The organism is Priestia sp. JV24 (assembly GCF_025910025.1).
GTDB lineage: Bacteria > Bacillota > Bacilli > Bacillales > Bacillaceae_H > Priestia > Priestia megaterium.
The window spans coordinates 393,096-412,440 of record NZ_JAPCIN010000023.1 but is presented as its reverse complement, the minus strand read 5'-3'; the positions used below and the strand labels follow the sequence as shown (position 1 = coordinate 412,440).

Here is a 19,345-nt window from a genome sequence, read left to right as displayed (position 1 = left end):
GGGAAATGAATATGTTATTAAAAAAGCAAACGGTTTGGTTATTAACAATGTTAAGTTTAGTTGTTGTGTTATCGGTGTATTATATGACAACGCCAGAAAATCCTCAGAGTAATGTTGCGCTAGTAGACAATGAAAAACAGAGCGAAAAGCAGGCTGATGACAAGGCTCCTGCAGAAGATACAAAACAACAGACAGATGAGAAATCAGGAACAAAAGAAGATTCAAAAACTGAAGGTTCAGCAGGAAATGTAAAGAAGGAAACGGCTAAAAATGCAAAAGAATCAGCGGTTGTATCAAGCACAGACAGCGACGAGCTATTTACGGCTCTTCGTTTGGAATTAAATGATGAAAGAAGTCAATTAAAAGAAGAGTATCAAGAAGTAGCTGCATCAAAAAATGTGACGCCTGCGGAAGTAAGCAAGGCGATGGATAAAATTGATGAATTATCAAAGCTTGGGGAAAAAGAAGCCACGCTGGAAACATTAATTAAAGCAAAAGGATACAGTGACGCGCTAGTAAGAGCAGACGGAAAGCAAGTACAAATTACGGTTAAGACAGAAAAACACTCAAAAACAAAAGCAAATCAAATCATTCAGCTAGTCAAAAAAGAAATGGGTCCAAAAGAAGTAGCGGTAGAGTTTCAACCAACTAAATAAAGGGAATAAAAGAAGTGTGAAACAGCCGTAAATTGGGGTTGTTTACACTTCTTTTTTTATGAAATGACTAAAATTTAAGCGAGACGGTAAAAATTTTAACATGGCTTTCTTTTTTTACTTCGGTTATAATAGGTTTCATAATCTTATATTAGTACTAGGTGACAAACGTTTTCATAAGTGTTGTCATCTGTAAAGCTATGTTTCCATTTATAAAACGATAACGCTAAAAAGTTATTATAGAGTAAGTGGAACTTCTTTTTAATGTTTGCCAAACGAATTGAATGGCTGTAGCCATCTGTCGTATTATTAACATTGTAGAGAATTCTATTTTCATGAGGTAGGAGTGTTCAATATGTTAAAAATTCAAGAGATCCGTGAGATCATTAAACTAGTTGATCAATCATCAATCGAGGAGTTCACCTATGAGCACGAAGGCTCCAAAATTAAGATGAAGAAAAAAGACGCAATTGTTTCCAAACAAGCGCAGCAAGTAGTGGTTTCGGCACCTGAACAAGTGGCAGCACCTGCACCGCAGGCAGCAGCGGCTCCAGCGCCAGCCCCAGCAGCACAGTCTGCTCAACCAAAAGAAGAACAAGCGGCCCCAGCGGTTGATGAAAGCTTACATAAAATTACATCTCCGATGGTAGGGACTTTCTATGCGTCATCATCGCCAGAATCAGATGTATACGTGACTCCTGGAGATAAAGTACAAAAAGATTCGGTTGTATGTATCGTAGAAGCAATGAAATTATTTAATGAAATCGAAGCAGAAGTTAAAGGTGAAATCGTTGACGTATTAGTTGAAAGTGGACAACTTGTAGAATACGGTCAACCTCTTTTCTTAGTAAAGCCTGAATAAGGAGCGGTAAATATGATTAAAAAGCTATTAATTGCGAATCGAGGAGAAATTGCGGTTCGAATTATTCGAGCGTGTAAAGAGTTAGGTGTAGAATCAGTAGCTGTTCATTCTCAAGCTGATCGCGATTCTTTGCATGTACAATTAGCAGACGAAGCGTATTGTATTGGACCAACGTCATCTAAAGACAGCTATTTAAACTTTACAAACATTATGAGTGTTGCGATGCTAACGGGCTGTGACGCTATTCACCCTGGATACGGCTTTTTAGCTGAAAACGCTGATTTTGCAGAGCTATGCAGAGAGTGTAACGTTACATTTGTAGGACCAAGTCCTGAAGCCATTAACAAAATGGGAACAAAAGACGTAGCGAGAGAAACGATGCGTGAAGCGGGTGTTCCAATTGTTCCTGGTTCAACTGGAATTGTAGAGTCAGTGGAAGACGGTATGTCAATCGCTAATGATATTGGCTATCCTGTTATTATTAAAGCAACGGCAGGAGGCGGAGGAAAAGGAATCCGCGTTGCGAAAAATGAACAAGAGCTTATTAAAGGTATTACAATTACACAGCAAGAAGCTGCTACAGCTTTCGGTAACCCTGGTGTGTACATTGAAAAGTTCATTGAGGATTTCCGTCACGTTGAGATCCAAGTGTTGGCTGATTCTCATGGGAATACTGTACATTTAGGAGAGCGTGATTGCTCGATTCAACGCCGTCTTCAAAAGTTAATTGAAGAAACGCCTTCTCCAGCGTTAGACGAAAAAACGCGTGAATTAATGGGCGACGCTGCTGTTAAAGCTGCTCAAGCCGTTAATTACACAGGAGCCGGAACAGTGGAATTCATTTATGATTACCGTGAAAACAAATTTTACTTCATGGAAATGAATACGCGTATCCAAGTAGAACACCCTGTTACAGAGATGGTGACAGGAGTTGACTTAATTAAAGAACAAATCAAAGTGGCAAATGGTGAAACTTTACCGTTTACGCAAGAAGAAGTGACATTTAACGGATGGGCAATTGAGTGCCGAATCAACGCGGAAAACCCAGAGAAAAACTTTATGCCATCACCAGGTACGATTCAAATGTACTTGCCGCCAGGTGGCTACGGAGTGCGCGTAGACTCTGCTGCATACCCGGGCTATGCAATCCCGCCTTACTATGATTCAATGGTGGCTAAATTGATTGTTCATGCGCCAACTCGTGAGGAAGCTATTGAACGAATGAAGCGGGCGTTAGATGAATTTGTTATCGACGGCGTTGCAACCACTATTCCTTTTCACCAAAAACTATTAAATCATGAAAAATTTGTTAGCGGTGAATTCAACACGAAGTTTCTTGAGCTATATGACGTAATGAATTCTTAGTATAATATAAACTATAGGAGGTGCTGTACATGAATGAAAATCATGTATTAGAAATGGAAGAACACCCAAATTCTCTTGGCAAAGTAGAAATTGCTCCTGAGGTTATTGAAGTCATTGCGGGTATTGCTGCTTCTGAAGTAGAAGGCGTTTCTGCAATGAGAGGAAATTTTGCAGCTGGCGTTGTGGAGAAACTAGGAAAGAAAAACCACGGTAAAGGTGTAAAAGTGGACTTAACAGAAAACGGGATAAAAGTAGACGTATTTTGTATGATGAAGTTTGGAGTGTCTATTCCAAACGTAGCGCAACAAGTACAAGATAACATTCGTCAAGCCCTTAAAAATATGACAGCTATTGATCTCGATGAAGTAAACATTCATATCGTAGGGATTCAGTTTGATACGCAAAAAACTGATATTGAAGAAGTTGAATAAAACAAACGTTTACCTAACGGCTGTTGCTAAAATGGAATAACGTATGATTACTTGTTCCTTTTCAGCACAAGCTATGGTAAAGTGAAAAAGACTGTCTCGTCATAAAGACGGTCTTTTTCGTGTTCTACAAACTTCGTCTAAGAACAATGAAGTATCGTATCATAAACTATGCTATTATCTAGGTATACTAGTTGAAGAAGATAAATAAAGGAGCAAAAATAATGAAAAGACATACAGCACGCCAAAAAGCATTACAAGCACTATTTCAGCATGATTTAGGGCAGACCGAGCCAATGGAGGCAATCGGAAATGTTGTACAAAATGAAAAGTCTGATCAATTTTTAGAAAGTCTCGTGCTAGGTGTGGTTGAACATCAGCAAGAAATTGATGAACTTTTACGCAATCATTTAGAAAAATGGACGTTAGATCGTGTAGCTACTGTAGACCGCGTTATCCTACGTATTGCCGTATACGAAATGAAGTATGAAGAAGAAATTCCTACGAGCGTTACGTTAAATGAAGCGATTGAATTAGCGAAAACGTTCGGCGATGATCAATCAAGCAAGTTTATCAATGGCGTATTGTCTAAAGTGTTAACAACTTTATCTAAATAAAGGTTCATCTTGCCAAATCAAGTGACCAAAATGCTTCTCTCCTTTATATAAAGGGGAGAGGGTGACTGCAAAGGAGGCAAAACGATGAGTGAAGTGCGTTATCTAACCGTTACGGCTCTTACACGATACATTAAGCGCAAGTTTGATGTAGACCCTCACATGCAAGATGTATGGATTAAAGGAGAAATTTCCAACTTTAAACGTCATAGTCGGGGACATATGTATTTCACCTTGAAAGATCAAAATGCTCGTATCGCAGCCGTTATGTTTGCTGGGCATAACCGGCTGCTTAATTTTCAGCCTGAAGAAGGAATGAATGTACTCATTCGAGCTGAAATTTCGGTTTATGAACCAAGCGGAAATTATCAAATGTACGTAAAAGAAATGCAGCCTGACGGCGTTGGAAATTTATACTTAGCCTACGAACAGCTGAAAAAAAAGCTGGAAAAAGAAGGCTTATTTGATCCTGCTAGGAAACGAAAACTGCCCAAGTATCCAACAACAATAGGTGTTATTACATCTCCAACTGGAGCAGCCGTACGTGATATTATTACGACATTAAAGCGCAGATATAATGCGAACATTATTGTTATGCCCGCTCTTGTTCAAGGAGTGAATGCGGCACCGTCTATCATTAAGGCAATTGAAGAAGCAAACCGTCGTAAAGAAGCAGACGTATTAATTGTTGGCCGCGGTGGTGGGTCAATTGAAGAGCTTTGGGCTTTTAACGAAGAAAGCGTTGCTCGTGCAATTTTCACTTCTACTATTCCTGTTATTTCAGCGGTTGGACATGAAACCGATTTTACAATTGCAGATTTTGTAGCAGATCTTCGCGCTCCTACTCCAACAGGTGCTGCGGAATTAGCTGTGCCTCATATCAGTGAAATTACAGAAAGATTGACTCAGCGAAACATCCGTCTTCTTCGTTCGATGAAAGAAATGCTTCAGTCTAGTAGCCGCAGGCTTGAACGATCCCAGAAATCATATGCTTTTCGTTATCCTCAAAAGTTGGTCGAGCAAAAAGAGCAGCAGTTAGATCAGTTGATGGAGCGTTTTTATCGTGAAGGTAGAAGGTACATTGAACATAAACGGACGAACTACGAGCAGCTAACAGCCGCTTTGTTGCGCAATCACCCCGAGCATCAGTTAACGAAAGCGGCGGAGCGTCAACAGCAGCTGACGAAAATGCTGACAAAAGAGATGCAGCAGCTGCTAAAGCAAAAACAGCTTTTATTTGCAACGGCAACGTCAAAATTACATACGCTTAGTCCATTAAAAACAATGGAAAGAGGCTACAGCTTAGTATACGATAAAGAAAAAGAGTTAATTAAATCAACCAAACAAGTATCCAAAGGCGATGTGGTAAACGTTCGTTTGACCGATGGACAGTTGCAGTGTGAAGTTTCGAAAATAGAGGAGCGATGAAAAATGGCGACAAATAAAGAGTATACGTTTGAAGAGGCGATGGAGCAGTTAGAAACCATCGTAAACAAGCTAGAAGAAGGCGACGTGCCTTTAGAAGAAGCAATTCAACAATTCCAAGAAGGAATGACTCTTTCAAAATTCTGTCACGATCGTCTTCAGCATATTGAAAAGCAAATGGAAACTATTTTACGTGAAGACGGAACGCTTGAGCCATTCTCGGTGCAGGAGGAAGAGTGATGGTGAATGAAATGAATTTAAAAGAGTATATTTTTTTTACAAAAGATCGAGTAGAAACACGCTTGCCTGAAGTGGTAAAAGCATTACATGCTCCGGTTAACTTAAAGGAATCCATGCTTTACTCGCTTACGGCAGGAGGAAAGCGACTTCGCCCAGTGCTGTTGTTTGCAACGCTACATGCGTTTGGAAAAGACGAGAGCATGGGATTAGAAACAGCATGTGCAGTGGAAATGATTCATACATATTCTCTCATTCACGATGATTTACCTAGCATGGATGATGACGACTTAAGAAGAGGTAAACCAACGAATCACAAGGTGTACGGCGAAGCAACGGCTATATTAGCTGGAGATGCTCTTTTAACAAATAGTTTTCAGCTCATTTCTGAAGCGGCACATCCCGAGATTACATCACATATGAAGCTTCAGCTCATTACAGAACTGGTAAAAGCAAGCGGAACAGAAGGTATGATCAGCGGACAGGTTGCGGATATGGAAGGCGAAAAAAAGCAGCTCACGCTAGATGAGCTTGAATATATTCACCTTCACAAAACGGGGAAGCTGCTAGGTTTTTGTGTAAAAGCAGGAGCTATTCTTGCAAAAGCTACGCCTCTACAGCAAGAATTATTAGAAGAATTCAGTAAGCATGTAGGGTTAGCGTTTCAAATTCAAGATGATATCTTGGATGTGGAAGGGTCTGAAGAAAAATTAGGAAAGCCAATTGGCAGTGATACAGAAAATGAAAAAACGACATATCCTTCTTTGTTAGGTATGGAAGCGGCCAAAGAAAAGTTACAGTATCATGTTGAACAAGCACTTCTCTCGTTACGTCAAGCTCAAATTAAGCACGGATTACTAGAAGAAATTTGTTTATATATAGCAAAACGTGATAGTTAATGACGATCTCTGTCAGGTTTTTTGAGTGATACAGTAAAATAAGATTGAGTCCCAATAGGGGCTATGCTATAATGATTTTACTACTGTATAAAAGCGTAGTGCATAGGTTTGAAAGACATATACAATATCTTGGTGGCCGTTATCACATTTGTGTTAGCGGCTATTTTTTCACTGTTTTCCTTTGAATATCACTGGTTTACTGATAGAATATCAAAGGTATTGTAAGTAATAAGGAAATACTAAAAATTGACTATACGTATAAAACAATAGACAATGTATTAAGGTAACTTTATAACAAGTACGAAAGTGAGTGATCCACCTTGGATCTTACAACGATAAAAAATCCTGAGTTTTTAAAGAAAATGTCAGTAACACAATTAGAAGAACTAAGTGAAGAGATTCGTCGTTTTTTAATTACAAAGCTTTCTGCAACTGGTGGTCATATAGGGCCGAATTTGGGGGTTGTTGAGTTAACGCTTGCACTCCATAAAGTGTTCGACAGCCCAAAAGATAAATTTTTATGGGACGTGGGGCATCAGTCGTATGTCCATAAAATTTTAACAGGACGAGCGGGAGAGTTTGATACAATCCGTCAATATAAAGGATTATGCGGTTTTCCAAAGCGTGACGAAAGTGAACATGATGTATGGGAAACGGGACATAGTTCTACATCTCTTTCAGCCGCAATGGGAATGGCTGCTGCAAGAGATTTGCAAAAAACAAAAGCTCATATTGTTCCCATCATTGGTGACGGAGCTTTAACAGGTGGTATGGCTCTTGAAGCGCTTAACCACATCGGGCACGAGCAAACGGATATGACCGTTATTTTAAATGACAATGAAATGTCTATCGCTCCTAACGTGGGGGCTGTACACAGTATTCTAGGACGGTTGCGCACGGCAGGCAAATACAACTGGGTAAAAGATGAGCTTGAAGTCTTGCTGAAAAAAGTGCCTGCAGTAGGCGGTAAGCTTGCGGCAACGGCAGAACGTGTAAAAGATGGTCTAAAGTATATGGTCGTGTCAGGCATGTTCTTTGAAGACCTTGGCTTTACGTATTTAGGCCCAGTTGATGGCCATAGCTATGATGATTTATTGGAAACGTTACAATATGCAAAGAAAACAAAAGGTCCGGTGCTGATTCACGTTATTACGAAAAAAGGGAAAGGCTACTTGCCGGCGGAAAGCGATAAAAGCGGAGCATGGCATGGTACAGGCCCTTACAAAATTGAATCCGGTGACTTTATTAAAGACAAAAATGTTCCGATTGCTTGGAGTAAACTAGTAAGTGATACGGTATTGAAGATGGCTAGGGAAGATGATCGCATTGTAGCTGTAACGCCAGCAATGCCTGTGGGTTCAAAACTCGAAGCATTTCAAAAAGAGTTTCCGCATCGCATGTTTGATGTTGGGATTGCAGAGCAGCATGCAACAACAATGGCAGCGGGTCTTGCAACTCAAAATATGAAGCCCTTTTTAGCTATTTATTCTACGTTTTTACAGCGTGCATACGATCAAGTGGTTCATGATATTTGCCGTCAGAAGCTAAATGTATTTATTGGGATTGATCGCGCTGGGCTAGTAGGTGCTGATGGTGAAACGCATCAAGGCGTGTTTGATATTGCATTCTTACGTCATTTGCCTAACCTTGTTATTATGATGCCAAAAGACGAGAATGAAGGCCAGCACATGGTTCACACTGCTTTGACTTATGAAGAAGGTCCGATTGCTATGCGCTATGCTAGAGGAAACGGATTAGGTGTTGAACTAGATTCGGAATTGAAAAACATTCCGATCGGTACATGGGACGTATTAAAAGAAGGTTCAGATACAACCATTTTAACGTTTGGTACAACGATTTCAATGGCGATGGATGCAGCAGCAGAACTTGAGAAGCAAGGAATCAGCGTCAAAGTGGTAAATGCTCGTTTTATTAAACCGTTGGATGAAAAAATGCTTCATGAGATTTTCCAAACTAGTAAGCCTGTGATTACGGTAGAAGAAGCGGTACTTCAAGGCGGTTTTGGAAGCGCGGTGTTAGAGTTTGCATCAGAGCACGGCTATTATGATACGCGCGTTGAACGTATGGGGATTCCAGATCGCTTTATCGAGCACGGCAGCGTAACAAAACTTTTAGAAGAAATTGGCTTAACCAAAGAAGAGATTATAAATCGAGTTAAAAAACTCGTAACACCAACACAAAAGAGGCTTGAAGTTAAGTGACAAAAAAAGAACGAGTAGATGTATTATTAGTAGAACGAGGTTTGATTGAAACAAGAGAAAAAGCAAAGCGTACAGTGATGGCAGGACTCGTTTATGCGAATGAAGTCCGTTTGGATAAGCCGGGAGAGAAAATTGAACGCGATACGCCGCTGACAATTAAAGGTGCAGTGATGCCTTACGTCAGCAGAGGCGGCTTTAAGCTTGAAAAAGCGATTAAAGAATTTAATGTCCATGTAGCGGATAAAATCATGATTGATATTGGTTCTTCTACTGGAGGCTTTACCGATTGTGCGCTTCAAAATGGAGCGAAGATGTCCTATGCGCTAGACGTAGGCTATAATCAGCTAGCTTGGAAGCTTCGTCAAGATGAACGAGTAGAAGTAATGGAACGAACCAATTTCCGTTATGTGACGCCAGCTGATTTATCAAGAGGCTTGCCTGAATTCGCTTCTATTGATGTATCATTTATTTCCTTAAGACTCATTCTTCCTGTGTTAAAAACACTTCTTGTTCCACACAGCGATGTTGTTGCGCTCGTTAAGCCACAGTTTGAGGCTGGAAGAGAGCAAGTTGGGAAAAAAGGAATCGTGCGTGATTCAAAAGTGCATGAAGAAGTTCTTCAAGGCATGGTGGATTTCTCCCTTCGTCAAGGATACGATGTATATAACATGTCGTATTCACCGATAACGGGAGGAGATGGAAATATCGAATTTCTTCTCCACTTGCGCTGGAAAGGCGAGCGTGAACTTGGTGAAAATCAAGCTCCGCTTACTGTGAGCGAAGTAGTCGAAGAAGCACATAAGACGTTAAAAGAGAAAAAGTAATAATGGCCAATGTTAAGCAAAGACTTAGCATTGGCGATTTGATTATGACTCTTTATACAAAAGGTGCATAATCAAGTTGAACACATTATGATACTTAATTAGTGAAAGACTTATAAACAACAAAACAAAAAGAAGATTACATATTAATGTGAGGTGCCAACATGAATAAAGGGCAAAGACATATTAAAATTCGTGATATTATCACGAATAATGATATTGAAACACAGGATGAATTGGTAGATATTTTAAAAAACCAAGGTTTTAATGTAACACAGGCAACAATCTCTCGTGATATTAAAGAACTGCACTTAGTCAAAGTGCCTTTGATGGACGGTCGATACAAATACAGCTTGCCTGCAGATCAGCGTTTTAATCCCTTACAAAAGTTAAAGCGCTCTCTTATGGACGCATTTGTAAAAATTGATTCAGCGGGGCATATGTTGGTGATGAAAACATTACCGGGAAATGCAAATGCGATTGGCGCATTAATTGATCATTTGGATTGGGATGAAATATTAGGAACAATTTGTGGAGACGATACATGTTTGATTATTTGCCGTACTCCTGAAGATACGCAAATTATATCAGACCGATTCTTAGAAATGTTATAAAGGTGAGTGAAGCAGGTTGTTAGCTGAATTATCCATTAAAAACTTTGCGATTATTGATGAACTTTCTGTTTCATTTGAAAAAGGCTTAACGGTATTAACAGGCGAAACAGGAGCGGGGAAATCGATTATTATTGATGCCATTTCATTGTTAGTAGGTGGAAGAGGCTCTTCGGAGTTTGTACGCCACGGAACAGACAGAGCCGAAATTGAAGGACTTTTCTTATTTGATGAAGAACAGCATCCGAGTCACGAAAAAGCCAAACAAGTCGGTTTGGAAGTGGAAGATGGAATGATTGTGCTTCGCCGAGATATCACTACAAATGGGAAAAGTATTTGCCGCATCAACGGTAAGCTCGTAACGTTAGCTATCCTACGTGAAGTTGGACAGACGTTAATTGATATACATGGACAGCACGAGCACCAAGATTTAATGAATCAAGATCGTCACTTAACTCTTCTTGATCAATATGGAGGAGAAAAAGTAGAAGAGGCTTTGACGGAGTATCGAGAGGTATTTTCTAGGTATACATCGCTAAAAAAGCAGCTTGATCAATTAACTGAAAATGAACAGCAGATGGCACATCGCCTCGATCTTATTCAATTTCAATTAGATGAAATCAAAGCGGCAAATTTGCAGCTGAACGAAGACGAGGAACTAAATGAAGAGCGTTTGAAGATTTCTAACTTTGAAAAGATCTATACGTCGCTAAACGATGCGTACAATGCCCTGCACGGTGAACACCAAGGTTTAGATTGGGTCGGTGTAGCAATGAACCATACGGAGGATATTTCGTCACTGGAAAAAAACTATGCCGAAATTTCTGAGATCATTTCATCGAGCTTCTATCAGCTAGAAGACGCATCTTATAAAATTCGTCAGCAGCTTGATTTATTAGAATTTGATCCCAAACGCTTAGACTTTATTGAAGCGCGTTTAAATGAAATTAATCATTTAAAGCGTAAATACGGTCAAAGTGTAGATGAAATTCTAGAATATGCAGCGCAAATTGAAGATGAAATTGATCGTATTGAAAATCGAGATACGCATGTGAGCAAGATCAAAGAAGAGTTAAACAGTGTAGCACAGGATTTATTAGTAGAAGCTAATAACGTTTCAGCTATTCGAAAAAAACTTGCTCAGGAGTTAACGGACAGTATCCATCATGAGCTTCAAGAACTGTATATGGCTAAGACCGTATTTCAAATTAAATTCTCTGTTGTAAATGCAGGTAAAAATGACGTTGAAGTAAATGGAGAAAGAATAAAATTCACCAAAGACGGCATTGACAACGTAGAATTTTATATTTCTACTAATCCTGGTGAACCTTTAAAGCCTCTTGCAAAAGTAGCATCAGGAGGAGAACTGTCAAGAATTATGCTGGCGTTAAAAAGCATCTTCTCTAAGCATCAAGGCGTGACGTCCATTATCTTTGATGAAGTTGATACAGGCGTAAGTGGAAGAGTAGCTCAATCGATCGGTGAAAAAATACATGCTATTTCTGTTGATTCACAAGTTCTCTGTATATCTCATCTGCCTCAGGTAGCTGCGATGGCAGATACTCATCTCTTTATTGCTAAAGAGATAAAAGGTGATCGTACAACGACGTCTGTTCTTCCGTTAACTGTTGATGAAAAAGTAAAAGAAATTGGTCGAATGATTGCAGGAGCTGAAATTACAAGCTTAACGAAGGAACATGCCAAAGAGCTTTTAGATTTAGCGGATAAGATGAAGCACACCATTTAAAAAAACACCTTTTAACACGTAACAGTATGTGTTAAAGGTGTTTTTTTATACAAAATGGAGGAACTGAAAATGTTTCCTTGCACTTCTTTTCATTTTTCTCTGAACTTCTGTTATAAATGCGCTCTAAGAAGGCTAAATTAAATGTGTAGCCATTTAGGCGAGGAAGCGAGGAGAGTGAAAACATGCAAAATCGATACAGACATATAATTGGTGCGATTCTCCTTGTTTCGTTCATTTTTGTAGGATTTATTCCAGTTGTGCAACAATATATACACATTCCAAAACAAATCGTCTTATTTGAACAGCAAAAAGAAAAAATTAATACGACATTACCGCTTAGCGTAGAAGCTTCATCACCTGTTTACGATGTAACAAGTAACAAGGCGAAGCTGACCGTAGCAGGCAAACAAGTAGGCAAAGAAGAGTTGATGCTTCATTTGGCCGGTATTCCTGTAAAGCGTGTAGACGTGCAGGTATTATCTGATTTTAAAGTCATTCCAGGTGGACAATCAATCGGTGTGAAATTAAATTCAAAAGGTGTTCTTGTTGTAGGCTATCATCAAGTAGATACAGCAAAAGGTAAAAGATCTCCTGGCGAAATTGCGGGTATTCAAGTTGGAGATATGATTACGAAGATTAATGGTAAAACCATTGAAAAAATGAGTGATATTACACCGTTTATTCAGCAGGCAGGAAAAACGGGTGAACCATTAAATCTGCATATTTTAAGAGAAAAAAAGCAGTTTGACACTAAGCTATATCCGTTAAAAGATAAGCAAGATTATGCTTACAGAATCGGTTTATATATCCGTGATTCAGCTGCAGGAATTGGCACAATGACTTTTTATGATCCAAAATCTAAAAAATACGGCGCTTTAGGTCATGTTATTTCGGATATGGATACAAAAAAGCCAATCGTAGTAGAAGATGGACAAATTGTCCGTTCGACCGTTACATCAATTGAAAAAGGTTCTAACGGCGTTCCCGGCGAAAAGCTAGCAAGGTTTTCTGAAGATAGACAAATCATTGGAAATATTACACGAAATAGTCCTTTTGGTATTTTTGGAAAATTGTCTTCAACGATGGAAAACGGAATAATGGATAAAGCAATGCCAATTGCCCTATCTCATCAAGTAAAAGAAGGACCGGCTAAAATTCTAACGGTAGTAGATGATGATCAAGTGGAAGAATTTGATATTGAAATTATGAGTACTATACCTCAAAAGTTTCCGGCTACTAAAGGAATGGTTATTAAAATTACAGATCCTAAATTGCTAAAGAAAACAGGTGGAATTGTTCAAGGAATGAGCGGGAGCCCGATTATTCAAAACGGTAAAGTCGTTGGAGCGGTTACCCATGTTTTTGTAAATGATCCTACCTCGGGTTACGGTGTCCATATTGAATGGATGCTTAACGAAGCAGGAATCGATATTTATAAAAATAATCGAAAAAAAGCGAGCTAATGTTGTCATTAGTTCGCTTTTTTTGATAAAAATTATTGTCGTAAATGTAAGAGAAAAACGTCGAAAAACAAAGAAAATAAGAGAAAATCGAATAAATTCCATTTAAAAGACTTTTTTCTAAAAAAATAAAGGAAATAATGTTGCATTGTCGAATTTGTCCTTTAGAATAAAGAATAGAGACACGTAGGAAACGACGTATAACATAAAGGACTGAGGAGGAAGCTGCATTGAAAAAAATTAAAGTATGCTTGGTTGATGATAATCGGGAACTAATTGGTTTGCTTGAAGATTATATTTCAGAGCAAGAAGACATGGAAGTAATCGGAGTAGCTTACAATGGACAAGAGTGTTTATCCATTTTAAAAGATAAAGATCCGGATGTTCTTGTATTAGACATTATTATGCCGCATCTAGATGGATTAGCAGTTTTAGGTCAGTTAAAAGAAATGAAAAAAGAAAATTATCCAAATGTCATTATGCTAACAGCATTTGGGCAAGAAGACGTAACGAAAAAAGCGGTTGATTTAGGAGCTGCTTATTTTATTCTAAAGCCGTTTGATATGGAAAACTTAGTGAATCATATTCGTCAAGTTAGCGGACAAACATCTTCATTTATGCAACGTTCATCTTCTTCCATGCGTTCACATCGCGACAGCAAACCAGCAAATTTAGATGCAAGCATTACGAGCATCATTCACGAAATTGGTGTACCTGCTCATATCAAAGGCTATTTGTATTTGAGAGAAGCCATTTCAATGGTATATAAGGATATTGAGCTGCTTGGGTCGATTACAAAAGTACTGTATCCTGATATTGCAAAAAAATATAATACAACGGCAAGCCGCGTTGAGCGCGCCATTCGTCATGCCATTGAAGTAGCATGGAGCCGAGGAAATATTGATTCCATTTCTTCATTATTCGGATATACTGTCAGCATGTCAAAAGCGAAGCCGACAAACAGTGAATTTATCGCCATGGTTGCGGATAAATTGAGGTTAGAACACAGGGCATCCTGAAAGAGTTAGGACGCTTGAAGTGACTGCTTTCAGCGTATCCTCTATAGGATTGTAGGTGATTGCAAATTGACCGATAAACTTCTATTTAGACCTATAAATATCATAGTTGCTTTACAAATAATACCGTCTTTTATTGGTTTACTAAAAATCAATGAAAGGCGGTTTTTTGTTGTGAACAATTATGAATTACAAGTTGAAAATTTCATGTTGTACTGTTCAAGCAGAAATTTATCTCAGAAGACGTTAAAAAGCTATGAACAATCATTACGATTATTTGGTTTATATTTAGCTGATGTATTTAAAATTACTGACGTAGAAAAGGTAAAGTCTGTTCATATTCGTAAGTACATTCAATATCTACGAGAAAGAGGTAAGTATACAGTCTCTCGTAATGTAATGGCAAATGATATAAATTTTCCTCAGAACAGAACGGATTTTTCAAAACCTATAAGTGATAGTACGATTGCTAATTATTTACGAAACATAAAAGTGTTCTTTAATTACTTATACGATATAGAAAAGGAAATCAAACAAAATCCTGTGAGTTCAATCGAGAATATTAAACCCCTAAGAAAGCAAAAAACTTTATTAGAAGAAGATGAACTTATAAAGGTACTCCGTCAATGTGATACAACTACTTTCTATGGATATAGAAATTGGGTCATCATAAGGCTACTTCTTGATACAGGAATGCGTATATCGGAATGTTTGTCTTTAGTACCGGAAGTATTGGACTTTAAAAACAAATCTATATTGATTCAAAATCCTAAAAATAACAAGCAAAGATATGTGTATTTCTCCCATAGAATGTCCAGCGACTTAAAGCGTTGGTTACTTTATCGCGACCGTTATTCAAATAGTGATTATTTGTTTCCTACGATAAGAGGAACGCAGTTAGAAGTCCGTAATTTTGAGAAAACGTTAAGAGAACTAGGTAAACGAGTTAATGTTTCTATACACCCTCATCAATTACGAAATAATTTTGCGAAGTATTACTTGCTTCACGGGGGTGATTGGGCAACTTTGTCACGGATTCTAGGGCATTCAAGCGTGGAGGTAACTCAGAAAGCGTATTTAGATTTCGCTGATAAAGAAGTAGGAGAAAAATATCAAAGGCACTCTCCTTTAAATAATCTTAAGTTATAACAAAAGAGAAAGCCACGCGTTCGCACCGCGTGACTCAAAACCAATATACAGCTAAATACAGGATATCCCATACATTTAGCACCTTCATTATAGGATTTTAAAAAATATAATGCAAGGGGTTTAGTTTTCTATTGTCTTTTTTAGGAAATGAAGTGTGGGTATTCATCGTGGAATGACCTAACACACGTAATTTAAACTTGAACAGGTGAGATTCAGCCAATGTCGGAAAGTGGAATCGTAGTTGCATTATGAGTGATTTCCTTGTTTACCTCGCAACTAGTCTAGGGGAGAACGCCCATAAACGGTTCGGTTTGGTAGCTAGGTGTATTAAGGTGCAGGTAGCGACGAATAGACTTAAAAGCATGTAGGACTAGCTTTGCATGTAGAAAGTTCGTTGTTGGAGAAATCCAAGCGTTCAAACAAGGTGATACATGAAAACCTCAGAAAACTCAGTTCAATTCAGTATTAAAGAATGTCTGCTTTTAAAGTACTTAATTTTTTTAAGTGCTATAAAGGTAATCATTCTTTTGTCCAATGTTTCCTAGAGAAATCTAGTTAATTCAGTAGCAAAAGAAACCAAAAATCAATACATTTATTAACAAAATAATGCTAAAGTTTGGTATGTTTAACTATACATAGAAACCACTTTGAGTATCAAATAAAGAGGAGGTAGACAAAGCGTTGGCACAGCCAAGAAGATGGATAGATGAAATAATTGAAGCCCTTGAGGAATTAGGTGGAGAGGCTTCTTTAGCAGATATAGCACAAAGGATAGAAGATAGAAATCTCATGGATTTTAGCCAAAATAAACATTGGAGAGATAGGATAAGAAGTACGATATATCATTACTCTAGTGACTGTGATATTTACACAGGAGAAGTCGGTAGTGAAAAGGATATTTTTTATGCAGTGAGAGGTAAAGGAAATGGTTATTGGGGTTTAAGAATATTTGAACCTAAGGAAAATACCGTATCTTTAACAGACGATGACCTAGGATTTAGGGAAGGAAGAAAAAAGTTAGTTCAACATGTTATCAGAGAAAGAAATCCAAGGGTAATCCAATTAGCTAAAGAGAAGTTCAAGAAAGAACATGATGGAAAGTTGTTTTGTGAAGTTTGTGGTTTTGACTTTTATAAAACATATGGGGAGATTGGACAAGACTTTATAGAAGGACATCATACCATGCCTGTTTCGGAAGTTGAAGAAGAATATGCTACAAAAGTAGAAGATATAGCAATGGTTTGTTCGAATTGCCATAGAATGTTGCATAGAAAAAGACCATGGCTAACAAAAGAACAATTACAGAAGTTGATAAAACTCTAGGATGAGGTGATGTTAATGACTATTAAAGAAGAGTATAGATATGAAGAAAAAGATAGCAATGGGGTTACAGTAGGAGGCTACAGGGAATTAACACCTGATGTATATTACGAAGTTCTAATCCAGAGAGTAACAAAGAACTTAAGGGAATATGCAGAAACGATGGAAGACGAACTACATAATAAATCCGAAGATGAATCAATGTATTATTATGGAAAGAACCACAATGGAGAAAGCGTAAGGTTAACTTATATTGATAAGCTAGATGAAATTACCAAATATAAGGTGCAATATCCAAACCTTTTAAGGCAATCACTAATCACTAGTATTTATAGCTTTGCAGAAGAAAGGCTTCTAAATGCGTGTAGTAGAAGTGGCGTGCTAATGAATCTAATGTCATTAACTGATTACCGTGAAGGAGTTAGACGGAGAACAGGGCGTAGAGATACAGGAATATTTTTAGCAAAAGGGTATCTAAGAGATTGTGCTAATATTGATATCACTTCTTTTTCAGATAAATGGAAGAGATTAGACGCCTTTAACAAACTACGAAACTGTATTGTGCATGAACTTGGCAATACTAACGGCTTTTCATATATGGATAGCCCTGGAAGAAGAGAAGGTCTTCAAAAAGCTATTGATTATTTGGGAGATGGGGTAGTGAATCTTGAATATGGATATCTTGTTCTTACGGATAAGGCTTCTTTTGAATTCCTAGATACTGTTAATGAACTTTTTAAAGAATTTTATGAGACTCTTGTAAAGCAAATAAAGATAAAAGAGAGTAATCAATTAAAATAAATTGTTAAGCAATTGATTCATAATGGAGGGATACAAATGGAAACATACGAGAAAGAAATAAGAGATATTCTGGCGTCAGTGAAAGAAACATCTGAAATGATGAAAGAAGACAATGTTAGGTTGGATAATATCGCTGAGTTAGTCGAAAGTAATGCTGAAAAAGCTGAAAAAATTCTTGCTATGATGGATGAGACTAGTAAAGGTCTATCAAGATTGGAAGAAACAATAGATAGTATGGACAGGGGCTTTTTGAAGAAGATGAATCAAAAAGCTGAAATCATGGAGATTTTGAACCGTATCAACGACCGTTTAGAATGCCGTACACCTGCTTCTGAAATAGTTGAATCCATGTGTGCTTCTGAGGAAGGAAAGAATAAATAAAGATAAGGTGGGGCTTTATTGCACGCCTTAGAAGGCATTTGAAGGTAACCAAAAGGCAGGTTCTTACTACATGGATAATCTGTAATAAAAACCTGCTTCTGATGTACCAGTGATTAGGAATAGGTAGGTTTAAATGGCTTGTCGGCAAATCATATATTTTTGGACGTTGATTGCTACGTCTGATTCATTTAGAAACATTGCTATACGCAGCATTGACGCATAATGGTAAAGTGCCAGTCCTTCTTTTGGAACTTCTAAGGTATCACCGTCTTTTAACGTAATAACCGATTTATCTTCCAGTGTTTCGACTTCAGTAATAGATTCTTGAAGCCGTTCCATAAGTACATCTTTTGAAAGGACTCTAACAAACGAAAAGTCTCCGATGTCTAGTATTAATGAATATTTTTGAGTGATATTTTCAATAGTTTTTACACTCACTTCAAAGTATTCCGCAACGCCTTCAATCGTCACTAACTCTAAATTAGGAAGTGAATTAGTTGGTTTGATTCCTTCTAAAATCTCCGCATTTGTAAACCAATTGAGATACAGTTCAAGACCTAGCCCTTCTTTTGCTAATTCTTGTTCGATTTCTGTTGTCATTACATTGTTTTCTACGTTTACTTTTTTCATTGATAGATTCCCTCTTTCATGTAATTTATTTTCGATTCACGGTATTGTTCCGTTCTTCGTGTCTTGTATTGGAAGTTGATAAACAAAATTGTGACAAAAAACATGAAATTTATTTTGAGAACATATCATAAAAATATTTCATCTACTACTCCTACTGATAAGATTCCTTCTGTTTCTTTACGTGTTTGATTCTTTCTTAACTGATTGTGTCTTGTTGAATGTTCTTACATCACAATACCAAGAACAATGAATCCACATATTTGGTGCATTAAGCAATATCTAATTGTCCCAAAAAATGTGTAAAGTCAATTAACTTGTCACTAATCTTGTGACAATACACTTTTAGATAAGAATTGAAGCAAAGATTCAACAAGTAATTTTATACTCTGTAACATAAATTTAACAAACCCTTCATCCCTACTCTCCCAAGGGATTCAACGTTTTGGTGAAAAATGATACAAAATCTTACTTGTTTTTAATGCTATTTGCTTGCTTATATACTAAGAAACGTATGAAAGAAGTAAGATAAACGTTAAAGTTATTTAGAATGGGGCGTTAGCCAAATCCTTTAGGATTTAAGGACAAGTCTATTCTTTTATAAAAAGTAATCAAAATAATATTCCGCCTAACGGCGGGTTCTCGTAAACTCGAACTTGTTTATTACAAAAAGAAAAGTATTGTTTTTATCATTACAATATATAGAT

19 protein-coding genes are annotated in these 19,345 nt (G+C 37.7%); 18 read left to right on the top strand and 1 reads right to left on the bottom strand.

The window, feature by feature from the left end:
- The first annotated feature begins 5 nt into the window (after nucleotides 1-5).
- The 18 genes from OK414_RS23360 (at nucleotide 6) to OK414_RS23275 (ending at nucleotide 18,011) form a co-directional block, all read left to right on the top strand.
- A complete protein-coding gene (locus tag OK414_RS23360; protein ID WP_272801048.1) occupies nucleotides 6-656 on the top strand; it encodes a SpoIIIAH-like family protein in 651 nt (216 codons plus the stop codon).
- A gap of 352 nt (nucleotides 657-1,008) precedes the next feature.
- A complete protein-coding gene (gene accB / locus OK414_RS23355) occupies nucleotides 1,009-1,515 on the top strand; it encodes an acetyl-CoA carboxylase biotin carboxyl carrier protein (RefSeq protein WP_034648955.1) in 507 nt (168 codons plus the stop codon).
- 12 nt (nucleotides 1,516-1,527) lie between these two features.
- Complete coding sequence (accC, locus tag OK414_RS23350) at nucleotides 1,528-2,880, top strand: acetyl-CoA carboxylase biotin carboxylase subunit (protein ID WP_013084993.1); 1,353 nt, start codon at nucleotides 1,528-1,530, stop codon at nucleotides 2,878-2,880.
- Nucleotides 2,881-2,909: 29 nt separating this feature from the next.
- Complete coding sequence (locus OK414_RS23345; protein ID WP_013059143.1) at nucleotides 2,910-3,311, top strand: Asp23/Gls24 family envelope stress response protein; 402 nt, start codon at nucleotides 2,910-2,912, stop codon at nucleotides 3,309-3,311.
- A gap of 221 nt (nucleotides 3,312-3,532) precedes the next feature.
- Nucleotides 3,533-3,925, top strand: a complete 393-nt coding sequence (gene nusB / locus OK414_RS23340) for a transcription antitermination factor NusB (protein ID WP_013059142.1) — start codon at nucleotides 3,533-3,535, stop codon at nucleotides 3,923-3,925.
- Between the two features lie 84 nt (nucleotides 3,926-4,009).
- Nucleotides 4,010-5,350, top strand: a complete 1,341-nt coding sequence (xseA, locus tag OK414_RS23335; RefSeq protein WP_016765542.1) for an exodeoxyribonuclease VII large subunit — start codon at nucleotides 4,010-4,012, stop codon at nucleotides 5,348-5,350.
- Between the two features lie 3 nt (nucleotides 5,351-5,353).
- Nucleotides 5,354-5,587: an exodeoxyribonuclease VII small subunit gene (locus tag OK414_RS23330; RefSeq protein ID WP_013059140.1), complete on the top strand. Its 234-nt coding sequence runs from the start codon at nucleotides 5,354-5,356 to the stop codon at nucleotides 5,585-5,587.
- On the top strand, nucleotides 5,587-6,483 hold the full coding sequence (locus tag OK414_RS23325; protein WP_263045095.1) for a polyprenyl synthetase family protein: 897 nt from the start codon (nucleotides 5,587-5,589) through the stop codon (nucleotides 6,481-6,483). The genes OK414_RS23330 and OK414_RS23325 overlap by 1 nt, the downstream gene beginning before the upstream one ends.
- A 320-nt stretch (nucleotides 6,484-6,803) precedes the next feature.
- On the top strand, nucleotides 6,804-8,705 hold the full coding sequence (gene dxs, locus OK414_RS23320) for a 1-deoxy-D-xylulose-5-phosphate synthase (RefSeq protein ID WP_013059138.1): 1,902 nt from the start codon (nucleotides 6,804-6,806) through the stop codon (nucleotides 8,703-8,705).
- Entirely contained in the window at nucleotides 8,702-9,529 is an 828-nt protein-coding gene (locus tag OK414_RS23315) for a TlyA family RNA methyltransferase (RefSeq protein WP_013084988.1), read from the top strand. Before dxs ends, OK414_RS23315 begins: the two co-directional genes overlap by 4 nt.
- A gap of 161 nt (nucleotides 9,530-9,690) precedes the next feature.
- Nucleotides 9,691-10,140, top strand: a complete 450-nt coding sequence (gene ahrC, locus OK414_RS23310; protein WP_013059136.1) for a transcriptional regulator AhrC/ArgR — start codon at nucleotides 9,691-9,693, stop codon at nucleotides 10,138-10,140.
- 16 nt (nucleotides 10,141-10,156) lie between these two features.
- Nucleotides 10,157-11,884, top strand: coding sequence for a DNA repair protein RecN (recN, locus tag OK414_RS23305; protein WP_028410663.1), 1,728 nt, complete (start codon nucleotides 10,157-10,159; stop codon nucleotides 11,882-11,884).
- A gap of 182 nt (nucleotides 11,885-12,066) precedes the next feature.
- Nucleotides 12,067-13,347, top strand: a complete 1,281-nt coding sequence (spoIVB, locus tag OK414_RS23300) for a SpoIVB peptidase (RefSeq protein ID WP_016765539.1) — start codon at nucleotides 12,067-12,069, stop codon at nucleotides 13,345-13,347.
- A gap of 227 nt (nucleotides 13,348-13,574) precedes the next feature.
- Nucleotides 13,575-14,363 (top strand): sporulation transcription factor Spo0A, encoded by a 789-nt coding sequence (gene spo0A / locus OK414_RS23295; protein ID WP_098779129.1) that lies wholly within the window; start codon nucleotides 13,575-13,577, stop codon nucleotides 14,361-14,363.
- A 171-nt stretch (nucleotides 14,364-14,534) separates the two neighbouring features.
- Entirely contained in the window at nucleotides 14,535-15,509 is a 975-nt protein-coding gene (locus OK414_RS23290; RefSeq protein WP_263045154.1) for a tyrosine-type recombinase/integrase, read from the top strand.
- Nucleotides 15,510-16,190: 681 nt separating this feature from the next.
- Nucleotides 16,191-16,832 (top strand): HNH endonuclease, encoded by a 642-nt coding sequence (locus tag OK414_RS23285; protein WP_263045094.1) that lies wholly within the window; start codon nucleotides 16,191-16,193, stop codon nucleotides 16,830-16,832.
- A gap of 15 nt (nucleotides 16,833-16,847) precedes the next feature.
- Nucleotides 16,848-17,630 carry a hypothetical protein gene (locus OK414_RS23280; RefSeq protein WP_263045093.1) on the top strand — a complete coding sequence of 261 codons (783 nt, stop codon included), beginning with the start codon at nucleotides 16,848-16,850 and terminating at the stop codon, nucleotides 17,628-17,630.
- A 36-nt stretch (nucleotides 17,631-17,666) separates the two neighbouring features.
- On the top strand, nucleotides 17,667-18,011 hold the full coding sequence (locus OK414_RS23275; RefSeq protein WP_263045092.1) for a hypothetical protein: 345 nt from the start codon (nucleotides 17,667-17,669) through the stop codon (nucleotides 18,009-18,011).
- A gap of 129 nt (nucleotides 18,012-18,140) precedes the next feature.
- Here OK414_RS23275 and OK414_RS23270 read toward each other — a convergent pair whose 3' ends face one another.
- Complete coding sequence (locus OK414_RS23270) at nucleotides 18,141-18,641, bottom strand: hypothetical protein (protein ID WP_263045091.1); 501 nt, start codon at nucleotides 18,639-18,641, stop codon at nucleotides 18,141-18,143.
- Nucleotides 18,642-19,345: the final 704 nt, after the last annotated feature.

Coding starts and splice junctions, on each gene's coding strand:
- OK414_RS23360 (WP_272801048.1), top strand. CDS start 6: ATGAATATGTTATTAAAAAAGCAAACGGTTTGGTTATTAACAATGTTA.
- accB (WP_034648955.1), top strand. CDS start 1,009: ATGTTAAAAATTCAAGAGATCCGTGAGATCATTAAACTAGTTGATCAA.
- accC (WP_013084993.1), top strand. CDS start 1,528: ATGATTAAAAAGCTATTAATTGCGAATCGAGGAGAAATTGCGGTTCGA.
- OK414_RS23345 (WP_013059143.1), top strand. CDS start 2,910: ATGAATGAAAATCATGTATTAGAAATGGAAGAACACCCAAATTCTCTT.
- nusB (WP_013059142.1), top strand. CDS start 3,533: ATGAAAAGACATACAGCACGCCAAAAAGCATTACAAGCACTATTTCAG.
- xseA (WP_016765542.1), top strand. CDS start 4,010: ATGAGTGAAGTGCGTTATCTAACCGTTACGGCTCTTACACGATACATT.
- OK414_RS23330 (WP_013059140.1), top strand. CDS start 5,354: ATGGCGACAAATAAAGAGTATACGTTTGAAGAGGCGATGGAGCAGTTA.
- OK414_RS23325 (WP_263045095.1), top strand. CDS start 5,587: ATGGTGAATGAAATGAATTTAAAAGAGTATATTTTTTTTACAAAAGAT.
- ahrC (WP_013059136.1), top strand. CDS start 9,691: ATGAATAAAGGGCAAAGACATATTAAAATTCGTGATATTATCACGAAT.
- spoIVB (WP_016765539.1), top strand. CDS start 12,067: ATGCAAAATCGATACAGACATATAATTGGTGCGATTCTCCTTGTTTCG.
- OK414_RS23280 (WP_263045093.1), top strand. CDS start 16,848: ATGACTATTAAAGAAGAGTATAGATATGAAGAAAAAGATAGCAATGGG.
- OK414_RS23275 (WP_263045092.1), top strand. CDS start 17,667: ATGGAAACATACGAGAAAGAAATAAGAGATATTCTGGCGTCAGTGAAA.
- OK414_RS23270 (WP_263045091.1), bottom strand. CDS start 18,641: ATGAAAAAAGTAAACGTAGAAAACAATGTAATGACAACAGAAATCGAA.